At 65.1% G+C, this 13,816-nt stretch carries 13 protein-coding genes; 10 read left to right on the top strand and 3 right to left on the bottom strand.

All coding sequences use genetic code 11. The annotated features are described in order from the left end of the window. Positions 1–7: 7 nt before the first annotated feature. The 3 genes from C0V78_RS11080 (at position 8) to C0V78_RS11070 (ending at position 2,341) form a co-directional block, all read left to right on the top strand. Positions 8–451, top strand: coding sequence for a MaoC family dehydratase (locus tag C0V78_RS11080; protein ID WP_101797765.1), 444 nt, complete (start codon positions 8–10; stop codon positions 449–451). Positions 452–526: 75 nt separating this feature from the next. Continuing rightward, positions 527–1,705: an acetyl-CoA C-acyltransferase gene (locus C0V78_RS11075; protein ID WP_101797764.1), complete on the top strand. Its 1,179-nt coding sequence runs from the start codon at positions 527–529 to the stop codon at positions 1,703–1,705. 42 nt (positions 1,706–1,747) lie between these two features. Continuing rightward, on the top strand, positions 1,748–2,341 hold the full coding sequence (locus tag C0V78_RS11070; protein WP_101797763.1) for a DUF4126 domain-containing protein: 594 nt from the start codon (positions 1,748–1,750) through the stop codon (positions 2,339–2,341). 4 nt (positions 2,342–2,345) lie between these two features. Here C0V78_RS11070 and C0V78_RS11065 read toward each other — a convergent pair whose 3' ends face one another. After that, on the bottom strand, positions 2,346–3,593 hold the full coding sequence (locus C0V78_RS11065) for a polyhydroxyalkanoate depolymerase (RefSeq protein WP_173843434.1): 1,248 nt from the start codon (positions 3,591–3,593) through the stop codon (positions 2,346–2,348). 129 nt (positions 3,594–3,722) lie between these two features. Here C0V78_RS11065 and C0V78_RS11060 point away from each other — a divergent pair, with 129 nt between their 5' ends. The 3 genes from C0V78_RS11060 to C0V78_RS11050 all read left to right on the top strand — a co-directional run bounded on the left by C0V78_RS11060 (position 3,723) and on the right by C0V78_RS11050 (position 8,679). Then, positions 3,723–5,555 carry an ABC transporter transmembrane domain-containing protein gene (locus C0V78_RS11060; protein ID WP_101797761.1) on the top strand — a complete coding sequence of 611 codons (1,833 nt, stop codon included), beginning with the start codon at positions 3,723–3,725 and terminating at the stop codon, positions 5,553–5,555. Positions 5,556–5,635: 80 nt separating this feature from the next. Continuing rightward, positions 5,636–7,792, top strand: coding sequence for a M13 family metallopeptidase (locus tag C0V78_RS11055; RefSeq protein ID WP_101797760.1), 2,157 nt, complete (start codon positions 5,636–5,638; stop codon positions 7,790–7,792). Between the two features lie 77 nt (positions 7,793–7,869). Then, positions 7,870–8,679 carry an undecaprenyl-diphosphate phosphatase gene (locus C0V78_RS11050; protein WP_101797759.1) on the top strand — a complete coding sequence of 270 codons (810 nt, stop codon included), beginning with the start codon at positions 7,870–7,872 and terminating at the stop codon, positions 8,677–8,679. Here C0V78_RS11050 and phhA read toward each other — a convergent pair. Further along, entirely contained in the window at positions 8,676–9,614 is a 939-nt protein-coding gene (gene phhA, locus C0V78_RS11045; protein ID WP_101797758.1) for a phenylalanine 4-monooxygenase, read from the bottom strand. The genes C0V78_RS11050 and phhA overlap by 4 nt on opposite strands. 182 nt (positions 9,615–9,796) lie before the next feature. Between phhA and rpmG the strand changes: the two genes are divergently transcribed. From rpmG to ribA, 4 genes are all read left to right on the top strand, one after another. Further along, on the top strand, positions 9,797–9,964 hold the full coding sequence (rpmG, locus tag C0V78_RS11040; protein ID WP_086490179.1) for a 50S ribosomal protein L33: 168 nt from the start codon (positions 9,797–9,799) through the stop codon (positions 9,962–9,964). 134 nt (positions 9,965–10,098) lie between these two features. After that, positions 10,099–10,683 (top strand): outer membrane lipoprotein carrier protein LolA, encoded by a 585-nt coding sequence (locus C0V78_RS11035; protein ID WP_254049894.1) that lies wholly within the window; start codon positions 10,099–10,101, stop codon positions 10,681–10,683. Between the two features lie 307 nt (positions 10,684–10,990). Then, entirely contained in the window at positions 10,991–11,782 is a 792-nt protein-coding gene (locus C0V78_RS11030) for an exodeoxyribonuclease III (RefSeq protein WP_101797756.1), read from the top strand. After that, positions 11,779–12,831, top strand: coding sequence for a GTP cyclohydrolase II (gene ribA, locus C0V78_RS11025; RefSeq protein ID WP_254049893.1), 1,053 nt, complete (start codon positions 11,779–11,781; stop codon positions 12,829–12,831). The genes C0V78_RS11030 and ribA overlap by 4 nt, the downstream gene beginning before the upstream one ends. A 6-nt stretch (positions 12,832–12,837) precedes the next feature. On the opposite strand, the gene C0V78_RS11020 is transcribed toward ribA, so the two are convergent. Beyond that, on the bottom strand, positions 12,838–13,782 hold the full coding sequence (locus C0V78_RS11020) for a right-handed parallel beta-helix repeat-containing protein (protein WP_173843385.1): 945 nt from the start codon (positions 13,780–13,782) through the stop codon (positions 12,838–12,840). Between the last annotated feature and the right edge of the window lie 34 nt (positions 13,783–13,816).

Below are 13,816 nucleotides of genomic sequence, written 5' to 3'. Positions count from 1 at the left end.
CTTGCCCATGAAGCTTCAGGACCTTGTTTCGAAGGTCGGCGAAACGCTCGGCACGTCCGAGTGGATCGTGATCGACCAGGATCGGATCAACGCCTTTGCCGATGTTACCGAAGACCACCAGTTCATCCACGTGAACCCGGAAATGGCCAAGGCCACTCCGCTGGGCGGAACTGTCGCACACGGCTTCCTGACTCTGTCGATGCTTTCGAAAATGATGGAAACGGCGGTCGAAAAGCCGCAGGTTTCGATGTCGATCAACTACGGGTTCGACAAGGTACGCTTCCTCAGCTTCGTCAAGTCCGGCAGCAAGGTGCGCGGCCATTTCAAGCTTCTGGAGCTTGAGGAAAAGCGGCCGGGCCAGTGGCAGCAGAAAGTGGAAGTCACGGTCGAGATCGAGCGCGAAACCAAGCCCGCGCTTATCGCCGAATGGATTTTCCAGCACTTCGGATGAGGAACTTCGCTCCGGACCGGGCAAGGCCCGGCCTGGGGCACCGGGCCCTGTCCCGAGCCAATGAAAGGAACGCACATGCGTGACGCAGTCATCGTTTCCGCCGCCCGAACGGGCATGGGCCGCGCCTACAAGGGCGCCTTCAACGCCACCCAGCCGCCCAGCCTGGGCGCCTTTTCGCTGGCAGCAGCAGTCGAGCGTGCAGGCATCGAAGGGGCAGAGATCGACGACGTTGTCTGGGGCTGCGTGCTCACCCAGGGCGGGCAGGCTGCCAACATCGGCCGCCTCGTCTCGCTGCGCGCGGGCCTTCCGGTCAGCACGTCCGCCCAGACCATCGATCGCCAGTGCTCCTCGGGCCTGATGGCCATTGCCACCGCCAGCCGGCAGGTGGTGATGGACCGCATGGATATCGTTGCCGCCGGCGGGCAGGATTCGATCTCCATGGTCCAGACCAAGGACATGCGCATGGCGTTCGATCCGGCGCTGATCGCGATGCATCAGGCAACCTACATGCCCATGCTGCAGACTGCCGAGGTCGTGGCCAAGCGCTATGGCATCGCGCGCGAAGCGATGGACGAGTACGCCCTGCAATCGCAGCAGCGCACGGCCGCCGCGCAGGCCGCCGGGGCTTTCGATGCGGAGATCGTCCCGGTTACCACCACCATGTCGGTTACCGACAAGGCCACCGGCGAAACCTCCACCCGCGAAGTCACGCTCGCCCGGGACGAGGGCAACCGCGCCGACACGAGCCTGGAAGGCCTGCAGTCGCTGCAGCCGGTCATGGGCCCGCAGGCGACGATCACCGCCGGCAATGCCAGCCAGCTTTCGGACGGTTCTGCCGCCGTTGTCATCATGGAAGCCGCGACCGCCGCGAAGAAGGGACTGGAGCCGCTCGGCCGCTTCGTCGGCATGGCCGTCGCCGGCACCGAGCCTGACGAAATGGGCATCGGCCCGGTCTTTGCCGTGCCCAAGCTGCTGAACCGCTTCGGCCTGAAGATGGACGATATCGGCCTGTGGGAACTGAACGAGGCCTTCGCCGTGCAGGTCCTCTATTGCCGCGACAAGCTGGGCATCCCCAACGAACTGATGAACGTCAACGGCGGCGCGATTTCCATCGGCCACCCCTATGGCATGACCGGCGCACGCTGCGCCATGCATGCGCTGATCGAAGGCAAGCGTCGCGGCGCAAAGCACGTCGTCGTCACCATGTGCGTGGGCGGCGGCATGGGCGCGGCGGGCCTGTTCGAAGTCCTTTAACGGCCTTGCGCGGCAGGGCCTGCAAGAGCATCCTGCCGCGCCATGGGCATCATCGAAATCCTGGGCATTGCCGGCTCGGTCAGCCTGCTTTCGGGCTGGCGGCTATACCTCTGCATCTTCGCCACCGGGCTGGCCATGCGCTTTAGCGCCTGGCCGCTGCCCGAACATCTCGCGGCGCTGAAGGTGCTGGCCAATCCGATGGTGATCGGCCTTTCCGGCTTTGCCGCCTCAGTCGAATTCCTGGCCGACAAGGTGCCCTGGATCGATTCGGGCTGGGACATGGTGCACACGGCAATCCGCCCGATCGGCGGGGCCGTACTGGCGCTGGCGCTGGTCGATCCGTCAGACCCGGCGACGCAGGTGATCGCCTTTATCCTGGGCGGGGGAGCATCGCTGCTGACGCATGGTGCAAAGGCCGGTGCGCGGGCGGCGGTCAACACCAGCCCGGAACCGTTTAGCAACATCGCCGTCTCCACGGCGGAAGACATCACCAGCGCCGGACTGCTCTGGGGCGCCTATGCCTATCCGCAGGTGGCAGCCGTGATCGCCGGGGCCCTGCTGCTGTTCGCGGTGATCCTGCTTTTTGCCGCGCGCGCCCTGTTCAGGCGCCTGTTCGGCAGCCGCGATCCCGCCTGAGCGTTCAGGCAACCACCTTCAGGCCCTTGCGAGCGGCGTGCTGGGCCATCCATTCCTCTACCACGGGGGCAATCCGGCTGCGCCACTTGCTGCCGTTGAAGATGCCGTAATGCCCGACCTGTTCGGCCAGCAGGTAACGCTTGCGGCTTTCCGCAAGGCCGGTTGCCACATTGAGCGCGGCCCTGGTCTGGCCGATGCCCGAGATGTCGTCATTCTCGCCCTCGATGGCCAGCAGCGCCGTATCGGTGATCGCGGCCAGGTTCACCAGCCGCTCGCCATGGCGGAACTCGCCCTTGGGCAGGGCATGCTTCTGGAACACCTGCTCGATGGTCTGCAGGTAGTATTCGGCCGGGAGGTCGCAGACGCTGCGATATTCCTCGTAGAAGGCCTTGGTCGCATCGGCGCTTTCGCCATCGCCTGCGACCATGTGCTTGAACATCATGTAGTGGCTTTGCAGGTGCGTGCCCAGGTTCATCGCCATGAAGCCCGCCAGTTGCAGGAAGCCCGGATAGACCTTGCGCCCGGCGCCGGGATAGAGCGCGGGAACCGTCGCGATGACCGAATGCTCGAACCAGGCAAGCGGACGCTGCATGGCAACATCGTTGACGCTGGTCGGCGCTTCGCGGGTGTCGATCGGACCGCCCATCATCGTCAGGGTCAGCGGACGGCAGGGGTGCTTGTCCTCGCCCATCAGCGCGGTTGCGGCAAGCGCCGGCACCGAAGGCTGGCACACGGCCATCATGTGCGCACCGGGGCCGATGTGCTCAAGGTATCCGATAAGGTAATCGATATAGTCATCGAGGGTGAAGGCACCCTGCTCGATCGGCACCATCTTGGCATCGGCCCAGTCGGTGATGAACACCTCGGCGCGCTCCAGCATGCGGGCGACCGTGCCGCGCAGCAGAGTGGCGAAGTGGCCGCTCATCGGGGCAACGATCAGCAGTTTCGGCGCGTTTTCCGGCAGGCCCGTGTGCGTGAAACGCAGCAGGTTGCCAAACGGGCGATGCAGGACGATCGCTTCGGTAACCGGATATTCCGTGCCATCGACCGAAACCTTTTCGATCTCGAACTCGGGCTTGCCGCGCGGCGCGGAGGCATGGGCAAAAACGTCCAGCGCCGAGGCCAGCACCGGCCCCATGCCGAAATAGCCCATCGGCAGCGAGGGATTGTTGAGCATTTCCGCACCGATAGAGGCCCAGGCGCTGGCGCCGGTCATCCACGCGCGATTAAGTTCGTAAGCGTTGTAAAGCACGTTGGTCGTTCCCCGAATTGGTTGCGATTGTGCCGGTTTTCGTTTCATGTTGCAACGCACAATGAAATAGCGTTGCAATTAGCCATCTATCCGCTTCCGCATCGGGGCGCGCTGCGCTAGGGCGCGGCCATGTCCAGCGCCGCCGACGCAATCGCACCCGAGGCCGAGTCCGAAACCAGCCCCGCAGAGGCCAAGGCTGCGCGCAGCCTGGGACCGCTGCGGATGATCTGGCGCCAGGCGCTCAACTATCCCCGCCAGCTGATCATCGCCTTCATGGCCCTGCTGACCACCTCGGCAGCCACCTCCTTCATCCCGAGCCGGTTGAAGGACATCGTCGACAAGGGCTTCGGGACAGGTTCGCAGATCGACCAGATCGACAACGCCTTTACCCTGATGATGCTGGTGATCGTGGTGCTGGGCCTTGCCACCGCGGTGCGCTTCTACTTCGTGTCCTGGCTCGGCGAACGCGTCGTCGCGGACATCCGCACGCGCGTGCAGAAAAACCTGCTGCGCATGCCGCCCGCCTTTTTCGAAGAAAACAGCCCGGCCGAAATCTCCTCGCGCATGACATCGGACACCGCGCTGATCGAGGTTGTGGTCGGCACGACCGTCTCGGTCGCCCTGCGCAACACCTTCATCGCGCTGCTGTCGATTGCCTACCTGTTCTACCTTGCCCCGGCACTGACGGCGAAGCTGCTGATCGCCATTCCCGTGATCGTGCTTCCCATCGTCTGGTTCGGACGGCGGTTGCGCAACGTCTCGCGCTCCAGCCAGGACCGGGTGGCGGACATCGGGTCGATGATCACAGAAGTGCTCGGCGCCATGAAGGTCGTCCAGGCGTTCAACCAGGAAAAGCGCGAAGCCGAACGGTTCGAGACTGCCGTCGAGCGGACGTTCGTCACGGCCAAGCGCCGCATCCGAATCCGCGCGCTGATGACCGCACTGGTCATGTTCCTGATCTTCGGGGCCATCGTGCTTGCCATGTGGCAGGGCGCGATCGGCGTTGCCACCGGCAAGATCAGCGGCGGCACGATCGCCGGCTTCGTCTTTGCCGGCGTTCTGGTCGCCAGCTCGCTCGGCGCCCTGTCGGAAGTCTATGGCGATCTCGTGCGCGGTGCTGGCGCCGCCAGCCGCCTCAACGAACTGCTGAACGAAAAGCCCGCAATTGCTGCGCCCGCCCGGCCCATTGCCCTGCCCGAGCCGCCGCGCGGCCAGATCGCCTTCGACCGGGTGACCTTCCGCTACCCCACGCGACTCGAAGTGGCGGCGCTGCACGATTTCAGCCTGACTGTGGAACCGGGCGAGACGGTGGCCATTGTCGGCCCTTCGGGTGCAGGCAAAAGCACGATCTTCCAGCTCGCCGAGCGGTTCTATGACCCGCAGTCGGGCACGGTTCGCATCGATGGCGTGCCGCTGACCTCGACCGACCCGGCCGACGTGCGCCGCCGCATCGCCTTTGTGCCGCAGGACGGGGTGCTGTTCGCGGCCTCGGCGCGCGACAACCTGCGCTACGGCAACTGGGAAGCAAGCGACGAAGCGATCTGGGAAGCCGCGCGCGCCGCCAATGCCGAAGCCTTCCTGCGCGACCTGCCCGACGGGCTCGATACGTTCCTCGGCGAAAACGGCGCGCGCTTGTCGGGCGGCCAGCGCCAGCGCGTGGCGATTGCGCGCGCCCTGTTGCGCGACGCCCCGATCCTGCTGCTTGACGAGGCGACCTCCGCCCTCGACGCCGAAAGCGAGCGGCTGGTCCAGCAGGCGCTGGATCACCTGATGGAAAGCCGCACCACCCTGGTCATCGCCCATCGCCTCGCCACGGTGCGCAAGGCGGACCGGATCGTGGTGATGGACGAAGGCCGGATGGTCGAATCCGGCACGCATGAGGCGCTGAGCAAGTCCGGCGGCCTCTATGCCCACCTGGCGGCCCTGCAATTCGACGAAAAGGCCATGCGGCCCGTCGAATAGAATTGCGCAGGCGCGCGGGTCCGTTACCACGGCGATTCTGGTTGCCCTTGCAACCAAAGCTATCGACGAACGGGGACGCCATGATCCGCAAAATCGCTTTCACCACCAGCCTGCTCGCACTCGCCTTCGCGACCGGTGCAGTTGCCAAGCCCGCGCACCAGCATCATGCCAAGGCAGCGCCAGCCAAGCCCGTTGCCGACAAGACCGACGGCTGGGGTGACGCCGGCATCCAGACCTGGTGGGTCGACAAGTCGGTCAAGCCGGGCGACGATTTCGAACGCTACGTCAACGGCAAGTGGTACGATCAGGCCGAGATTCCGTCGGACCGCACCTCGACCGGCGGGTTCATCGTCCTGCGCGATCTGTCCGAAACGCGCATGAAGGCCATCTTCGACGAACTCGTGGCGTCGAACCCGGCACCGGGCACCGATGCCGCCCGCGTGGCCGCAGCCTACAAGGCCTTCATGGATACCGACGCGATCGAAAAGCGCGGCCTTGCCCCCATCCAGCCGCAGCTTGATCGCATCAAGGCAGCAACCACCGTCGAAGCGCTGGCCGACCTGTTCATGGAACCGGCCATCCCTTCGCCGATCAATGTCGGCGTCGGTGTCGATGCGAAGAAGTCGGATTCCTATGCCATCTACGCGCGCCAGGGTGGTCTCGGCCTTCCGGACCGCGACATGTACCTGCAGGACAATCCGCGCTTCAAGGAATTCCAGGCCGCCTACAAGAAGTACATGACCTTCATCTTCACCGAGCTCGGCCATGCCGACCCGGCGAAGAGCGCGGAAGACGTCTATGCCCTGGAATACAAGATCGCCGAGGCCACCTGGGACCGCGCGCTCGGCCGCAACCGCGACCTGACCTACAACAAGCTCAGCCTCGATGAATTCGCCGCGCTGGCCCCGCAGGTGCCGATGAAGGCCATGATTGCCAAGGCCAGCGGCGGCAAGGTCAACGAAGTCATCGTCGCGCAGCTTCCGCCGACACCGGAAGAGATCGCTGCCGCCAAGCTGACGCCCGAACAGGCCGGCAAGCTCAGCGGGGGCGTTCCGGCCATTGCCCGGATGATCGCCAGCGAACCGGCGAGCGTATGGCAGGCATGGCTGGCCAAGAACATCGTCATGGGCACCGCGCCGGTGCTGCCCAAGCGCTTCGACGATGCCAACTTCGCCTTCTATGGCAAGCTGCTGAGCGGCCAGCCCGAACAGCGTCCGCGCTGGAAGCGGGGCATCGCCACGGTCGAAGGCATGGTCGGCGAGCTGGTCGGCAAGATCTATGCCGAGCGGCACTTCCCCGCAGCCAACAAGGCGGCGATGGAAAAGCTGGTTGCCAACCTGCGCCTGGCCATGGCGGCCAACCTCAAGGACCTGAAGTGGATGGGGCCGGAAACCCGCGTCCAGGCCCAGGCCAAGCTTGACGCCTTCGATCCCAAGATCGGCTATCCGGTGAAGTTCAAGACCTACGAGGGGCTGGATTTCAAGGCTGACGATCCGGTGGGCAATGCCCTTGCCGCCTCCCGCTGGTATGCCGCGGACGAGATTTCACGGCTCGGCAAGCCGGTCGATCGCACCGAATGGGGCATGCTGCCGCAGACGGTGAACGCCTATTACAATTCGACCAAGAACGAGATCGTCTTCCCTGCCGCCATCCTGCAGCCGCCGTTCTTCAACCTGAAGGCCGACGATGCGGTGAATTACGGCGCCATCGGCGCGGTGATCGGCCACGAAATGGGCCATGGCTTCGATGACCAGGGCTCCAAGTCGGACGGCGCGGGCAACCTGCGGGACTGGTGGACGCCCGAGGACAAGGCCAATTTCGTAAAGCTCACCGATGCGCTGGTCGGGCAGTACAGCAAGCATTGCCCGATCGACGAAACGAGCCCGGGCGGCAAGGGCTGCATCAACGGCCGCCTGACGCTGGGCGAGAACATCGGCGATCTTGGCGGCATCAGCCTGGCCTATCGCGCCTACAAGCTCTCGCTTGGCGGCAAGAAGGCACCGGTGATCGGCGGCCTGACTGGCGACCAGCGTTTCTTCATGGCCTATGCCCAGGTGTTCCGGGTGAAGATGCGCGAGGCGGCCCTGCGCCAGCAGCTGCTCACCGACCCGCACTCGCCGGGCCGCTTCCGCATCAACGGTATCGTCCCCAACATCGACGAATGGTACAAGGCGTTCAACGTCAAGCCGGGCGACAAGATGTACATGCCGCCCGAGCAGCGCATCCGCATCTGGTAGGATTTTCGCATCATTTCTTGGTGATTCCGACGGGCGCGGCTTGACTTGCAGGCCGCGCCCGTTTCCTTGTCCGCGCCATGGACCCAGTGATCATCGCCATCCTGCTCGGCATCGTCGAAGGCCTGACCGAGTTCGTTCCCGTATCGTCCACCGGGCACCTGATCCTGGCCACGGAAGTGCTGGGCTACAATGCCGACACGTGGAAGGTGTTCAACGTCGTCATCCAGCTCGGCGCGATCCTCGCCGTGGTCGTGCTCTACTGGCGGACCTTCTGGGCGGTGGCGGCAGGGCTGCTGCGGCTGGAAAAGCTTTCCATCGCCTTCGTGCGCAACCTGCTGATCGCCTTCCTGCCCTCGGTGGCGCTCGGCCTGATGCTCAAGGACCAGATCGACATGATGCTCGGCAGCCCCAGCATCGTGGCCTGGGCACTCATCGCCGGCGGCGTGGCGATCCTCGCCATCGAACGCTTCGCCAAGCCGGGTGGCCCCAGCGGTGTCGCGCAATTGCCCGCGCGCACGGCCCTGGGCATCGGCCTGATCCAGTGCGTCTCGATGATTCCAGGCGTCAGCCGCTCCGGCGCGACGATCATGGGTGCGCTCGCCATGGGCGTGGAACGGCGCACCGCGGCCGAGTTCAGCTTCTTCCTTGCCGTACCGACGATGATCGGCGCATCGACGCTGGAGATCATGGACAACCGCGCGGCGCTGATGGCCGGCAATGCCACGGTCGGCTGGGACCTGATCGCCATCGGCTTCATCGTCTCGTTCATCGTCGCACTTGTGGTGATCAAGGCCTTCGTTGCCTATGTCAGCCGCGCCGGCTTCTCGCCGTTCGCCTGGTACCGCATCGGCGCGGGCCTGCTCGCGCTCTGGCTGCTGTCGCGCTAAACGGGCGTCGCGCCGCTGCCCCTGCCGCCGCGCAGCAGGTATTCCTGCGTGCCGCGGTGAAGCACGTCGTCCACGTCGATCACCGCCGTATTGGCATAGGTGAAGCCGGGGCCGAGGCTGCGGTACAGCCGGTCGAAATCGCGCTCCACCGTATCGTGGTACAGTTCGGCGAAGCTCTCGATCACGAAGTAGGTCGGCTGCAGGTCATCGATCACGTAATCGGTCCGCATTACCCGGTCGACGTTGAGCATGATCCGGTTGGGGCTTTCCGCCTCGACCGAAAAGACTGTCTCCGTGGGCCCGGAAAGGATGCCTGCGCCATAGGCGCGCAGATCCTTGCCCTCCAGGATCAGGCCGAACTCCACGGTGTACCAGTAAAGCGCGCCCAGCGCCTTCAGCCGGTTATAGCGCATGGCCTTCCAGCCGGCGCGGCCATATTCCTGCATGTAATCGGCATAGGTCGGGTCGGTCAGCAGCGGCACATGCCCGAAGACATCGTGGAACACGTCAGGTTCCTGGATATAATCGAAGGTTTCGCGCGTGCGAATGAAGTTGCCCGCCGGAAAACGCCGGTTGGCAAGGTGCCAGAAGAACACGTGATCGGGAATCAGCATCGGCACGGGCACGACCGACCAGCCGGTCAGTGCGGCCAGCCCTTCCGAAAGCCGCCCGAATTCGGGAACGCCGCCGCGCCCCAGGTCCAGACGTTCCAGTCCGGCCATGAATGCGCTGGCGGCACGGCCGGGAAGGACCTGCATCTGCCGGGCGAACAGATCGTCCCAGATGCGGTTTTCGTCCGCAGTGTAGATGCGCTGCGCCGGTTCGAGCCAGTCCTCGCCGACATGATCCGGCCGTCGGAGTGGCGCAGCGAACATGCCGGGGCCCGGTTCGGGCAGGTGCGAAAAATCGCTGTCAGGCGGCTGGGAATCGGACATGGTTTCTTTTGCAACTTATACCCGACCCGCGCGGCCGGGGCAATCGACTGGCAAACCTGCCCCCACCGGGTCTGCGCGCGCTTGACTTTTGACCGATTCGCCCCCAAGGGCCGCAACCTTGCAGGGCGGCGCGGTTATGCGTGCCGCTCGTCCCGTTTTTTAACAGTCAGGAAAGCGTCGCCATGGCGAAGCCCGCAACCGTCAAGATCCGCCTCGTGTCGACTGCCGACACCGGCTTCTTCTATGTCACCAAGAAGAACCCGCGCAACACGACCGAGAAGATGACCTTCCGCAAGTACGATCCCGTCGTGCGCAAGCACGTCGAGTTCAAGGAAGCGAAGATCAAGTGATTGCGCGCCCGGGGAACCGGGCGGGTTCACAAGCTGTTCAAACCCGGTCTAATAGGCCGGTGAACATGAACAAGCACAAGATCCTCTCTCGCCGCGGCGCCGTCCTTGGGGCGGCGCTTGCTGTTTGTGCGCCCATGGCGCTTTCCCTTTCGTTTGCTCCGGCAGCGCAGGCCCAGTCCGGCGATCTTGACCGGGCCGTGGCCGCCCTGCGCGCGATCGAGACGATGCAGGCCACCTTCGTGCAGACCGACCGCAACGGCCAGCGCGCCAACGGCACGCTGACGCTGAAGCGACCGGGCCGCATCCGCTTCCAGTATGCGCCGGGCATTCCCATGCTGATCGTGTCCGACGGATCGGCGCTCACCATGATCGATTACCAGGTGCGCCAGGTGCAGCGCTGGCCGATCAAGAACAGCCCGCTGGGCGCACTGCTCGATCCTGCGCGTGACGTGAAGAAATACGGTACGCTGCTGGGCAGCGGCGACCCCAATTGGGTCCTGGTCGAAGTGCGCGACCGCAGCCATCCCGAATATGGCGTGATGACGTTCCGCTTCCAGCGCAAGGCCGGTGCACCCGGCGGGCTCGAGCTGGCTGGCTGGACCACGCTCGATTCCCAGAACAAGCGCACGGCAGTGGCCCTTTCCGGCCAGCGCTACGGAATCGCGGTGCCTGACAGCATGTTCAAATATAATGACCCGCGCCGTCCGACTCGTCGATGACGGGCAACGCTTCGGCCCGGTTACGCCTGTTTCGTGCGGTAAACTGCCCTTTCCGTTCATTGAACAGCAAGCGTAGGCACCCTAGATAGGAATTCGACGGCGCGGACGGAGGCGGGTTTCCCCCCTGTTGCCCTGGCCTCCCCAAGGTCTGCCCCGTCACGCGTGACGAACGCACAAAGGAACCCCCGCTCCAATGCCCCCGGAGCGGGGGTTTTCCTTTTGCGGCGCTTGAAGGTTCCTCGTCGCATCGTCGGCACCGAGGGCGCAGGCATTGCCTGCACCGGCCCATGCACCTAAAGCCCTCTCCATGCTTTCCGTCGCCACCTGGAACATCAATTCCGTTCGCCTGCGCGCCGAACAGGTCATCCGCTTCCTTGCCGAGCAGTCGCCCGACGTGCTCTGCCTGCAGGAGATCAAGTGCGCCGAGCACCTGTTCCCGCACGAAGTGTTCGAGGCAGCAGGATATACCCACCGCGTGGTCCATGGGCAGAAGGGCTATCACGGGGTGGCAACGGTCAGCCGCATTCCGCTGCGAGAGTTCAGCCGGCATGACTGGCAGGACAATGGCGAGGCCCGGCATGTCGGCGTGGAACTGCTCGGCCCGGGACAGGGCGTGATACTCGAGAACGTCTATATCCCGGCCGGCGGCGACATTCCCGATCGCGAGGCCAACCCGAAGTTCGGCCAGAAACTCGATTTCCTTGGCCGCATGACGCGCTGGGCCGACCAGATCGACCGGCCGACCCTGATCGTCGGCGATTTCAACATCGCCCCGCTGGAATGCGACGTCTATGATCACAAGGCGCTGCTCAAGGTGGTCAGCCATACGCCGCTGGAGGTGGAAACGCTGGGCCGCTTTGCCGATGCCCACGGCTGGGTGGACCTGGGCCGCAAGCATATCCCCGCACCCGAGCGCAACTGGACCTGGTGGTCCTATCGCACTTACTGGCAGGAAAAGGATCGCGGGCGCCGGCTGGATCACATGTGGGCCTCGCCCGAGCTTGCCGCGCAGACCCGCAGCCATCGCTTCGTCGAGGAAACGCGCCGCTGGGAGCAGCCGAGCGACCACGTTCCCTTGATCACGGAGTTCGATCTTTGAGAGCGACCCGCCGGGTTGCCCTGGCGCTCGACGCGCTGCGCCACGGCTGGCCGGTCGAAGTCGATGGCGTGCTGCGCCTGCTGCCGGCCGAAACCGGTTTCGGGCCGGACGTCGCGGCGAACCGCCTGCTCATCTCGTCGGCACGCGCGATTACGCTGAAGCTCGCCAACCAGCGCGAGGCGGCCGAGCCCCATGCCCCGGTGCTCATCCGCGGCGGCGAGGCATTTTCCCTCGGCGAGGCACGGGTGATTGCCGATCCATCGCTCGATCTTGCCAATCCGCTCAAGGGCCCCTTCCTGGCCGAGCACCTCGATCACCCGAAGGCGGCGGCGACGGCTATGGAACTGGCGCTGCTGGCGGGTATCCTGCCGGCGTTCCTTGTCGATCCGACTGCTTGCGGAGAGGCGCAGGTTGTCTCGTGGGGCGACCTTGCCGAATGGCGCGACACCCGCCACCTCGCGATCGCGGCGCGGGCGCGCCTGCCAGTGGCGGCCTGCGAGGACGCGGAGATCGTCGCGTTCCGCTCCGCCGACGACATGCGCGAGCACGTGGCGCTGGTGATCGGCGCGCAGGACGGTGACAGGCCGCCGCTCGTTCGGCTGCATTCGGAATGCCTGACCGGCGACCTGCTGGGCAGCCTGAAGTGCGATTGCGGGCCGCAGCTTGACGCAGCAATCGCCGCCATGGCCGACGAGGCTCGATCAGGCGGCTGGGGCGTGCTGCTTTACCTGCGACAGGAAGGGCGCGGCATCGGGCTGGTGAACAAGCTGCGCGCCTACGAATTGCAGGACCAGGGGTTCGATACGGTCGATGCCAATAACCGGCTGGGCCTGCCGACCGAAGCGCGCGACTTTCCCGTGGCCGCGCGGATGCTGGACCTGCTTGGCGTACATGCCATCCGGCTCATGACGAACAATCCGGCCAAGGTTGCGGCGCTGGAGGGCGAAGGCGTCAACGTGGTGGAGCGCGTGCCGCACCAGCTGCCGCCCAACCCGCATAACGCCCGCTATCTCACCACCAAGCGCGACCGCACGGGGCACCTGCTCTGAGCGCAATCAGCGCCGCTCGAAGCGCTTGAGGTAGCTTCCCAGGCTGTTCTGGCCGATGGCAAGCGCCTCACCGGTCCAGTCAGCCACCCAGACCGTATCGCGCTGCAACCCCGGCACGAGCCGGGCATCGTTGCCTTCGATCTGCAGCCCGGCAGAGCGGTTCGTCCGGCTTTCGGCGCCCACGGCGATGAAGGCCGAATAGTTTTCCTTGTGCTGCCCCTGGACGAACCAGTTGCCGGCAATGCGGCCGGTGGCACCGGCGGGCAGGTCGATCATGTAATTGGTCCACTTGCCCTGCGAATCGTCGAAGCTGGACGACAGCACGGCAACCTTTGCCGCCCGGCTCTTCACGTAATGGCCGCCGCGTCCGATCTCGAACCGGCTGCGCGTGACGGTCAGCGCGCCGAACCCGTTGACGTAGATCGAATGGGCACAGCCTGCGCTGAAGGCACAGGTGCCAAGCCGCGTGAAGGTGCTCTTGTCCACGGTGAGCGTTCCCTGCGGATCGTCGGCCGAAAGGATGCCCTGCTGGCTATCGCGGAACCAGCTTTGCGAAACCGAAATGCGGCCCTTTTCCGCGCGGATGCCGGCGCCATTGCCCGAGCTGGATTTCTGGTTGGCAAAGACCAGCCCTTCGACATGGGTGGTGCGCCCGCGCAGCACCAGCGCCGCCTTGTCCTCGCAGGCCTCGCCCTCAAGCACGGACTGTCCCGCGACGGCGGCGGTGAAGGTAATCTCGCCGGCTTCCTGCACCGCGCAATCGGCAAAGCGGCCGGACGGGATTTGCACCGTGCCGCGTCCGTCACCGATGGCGTTCACCGCATCCTGCAACCGGGCATAGCCCCGGCCGGTTTCCAGCACGGTGTAGGGCGCGCCGCTTTGTGCCCAGAGCGGTGCGGAGGCGATGCCGGCAGCCAGGGTTGCCAGCGCGATCAGGCGGTTGCGTTTCATGCGCCGGCAATAGTCCCGTGCCGGTCAAGATCGG

This window comes from Novosphingobium sp. TH158 (genome assembly GCF_002855555.1).
Taxonomy (GTDB): Bacteria; Pseudomonadota; Alphaproteobacteria; order Sphingomonadales; family Sphingomonadaceae; genus Novosphingobium.
The sequence above is the reverse complement of the archived record's forward strand: the minus strand, read 5'-3'. Positions and strand labels throughout refer to the sequence as shown.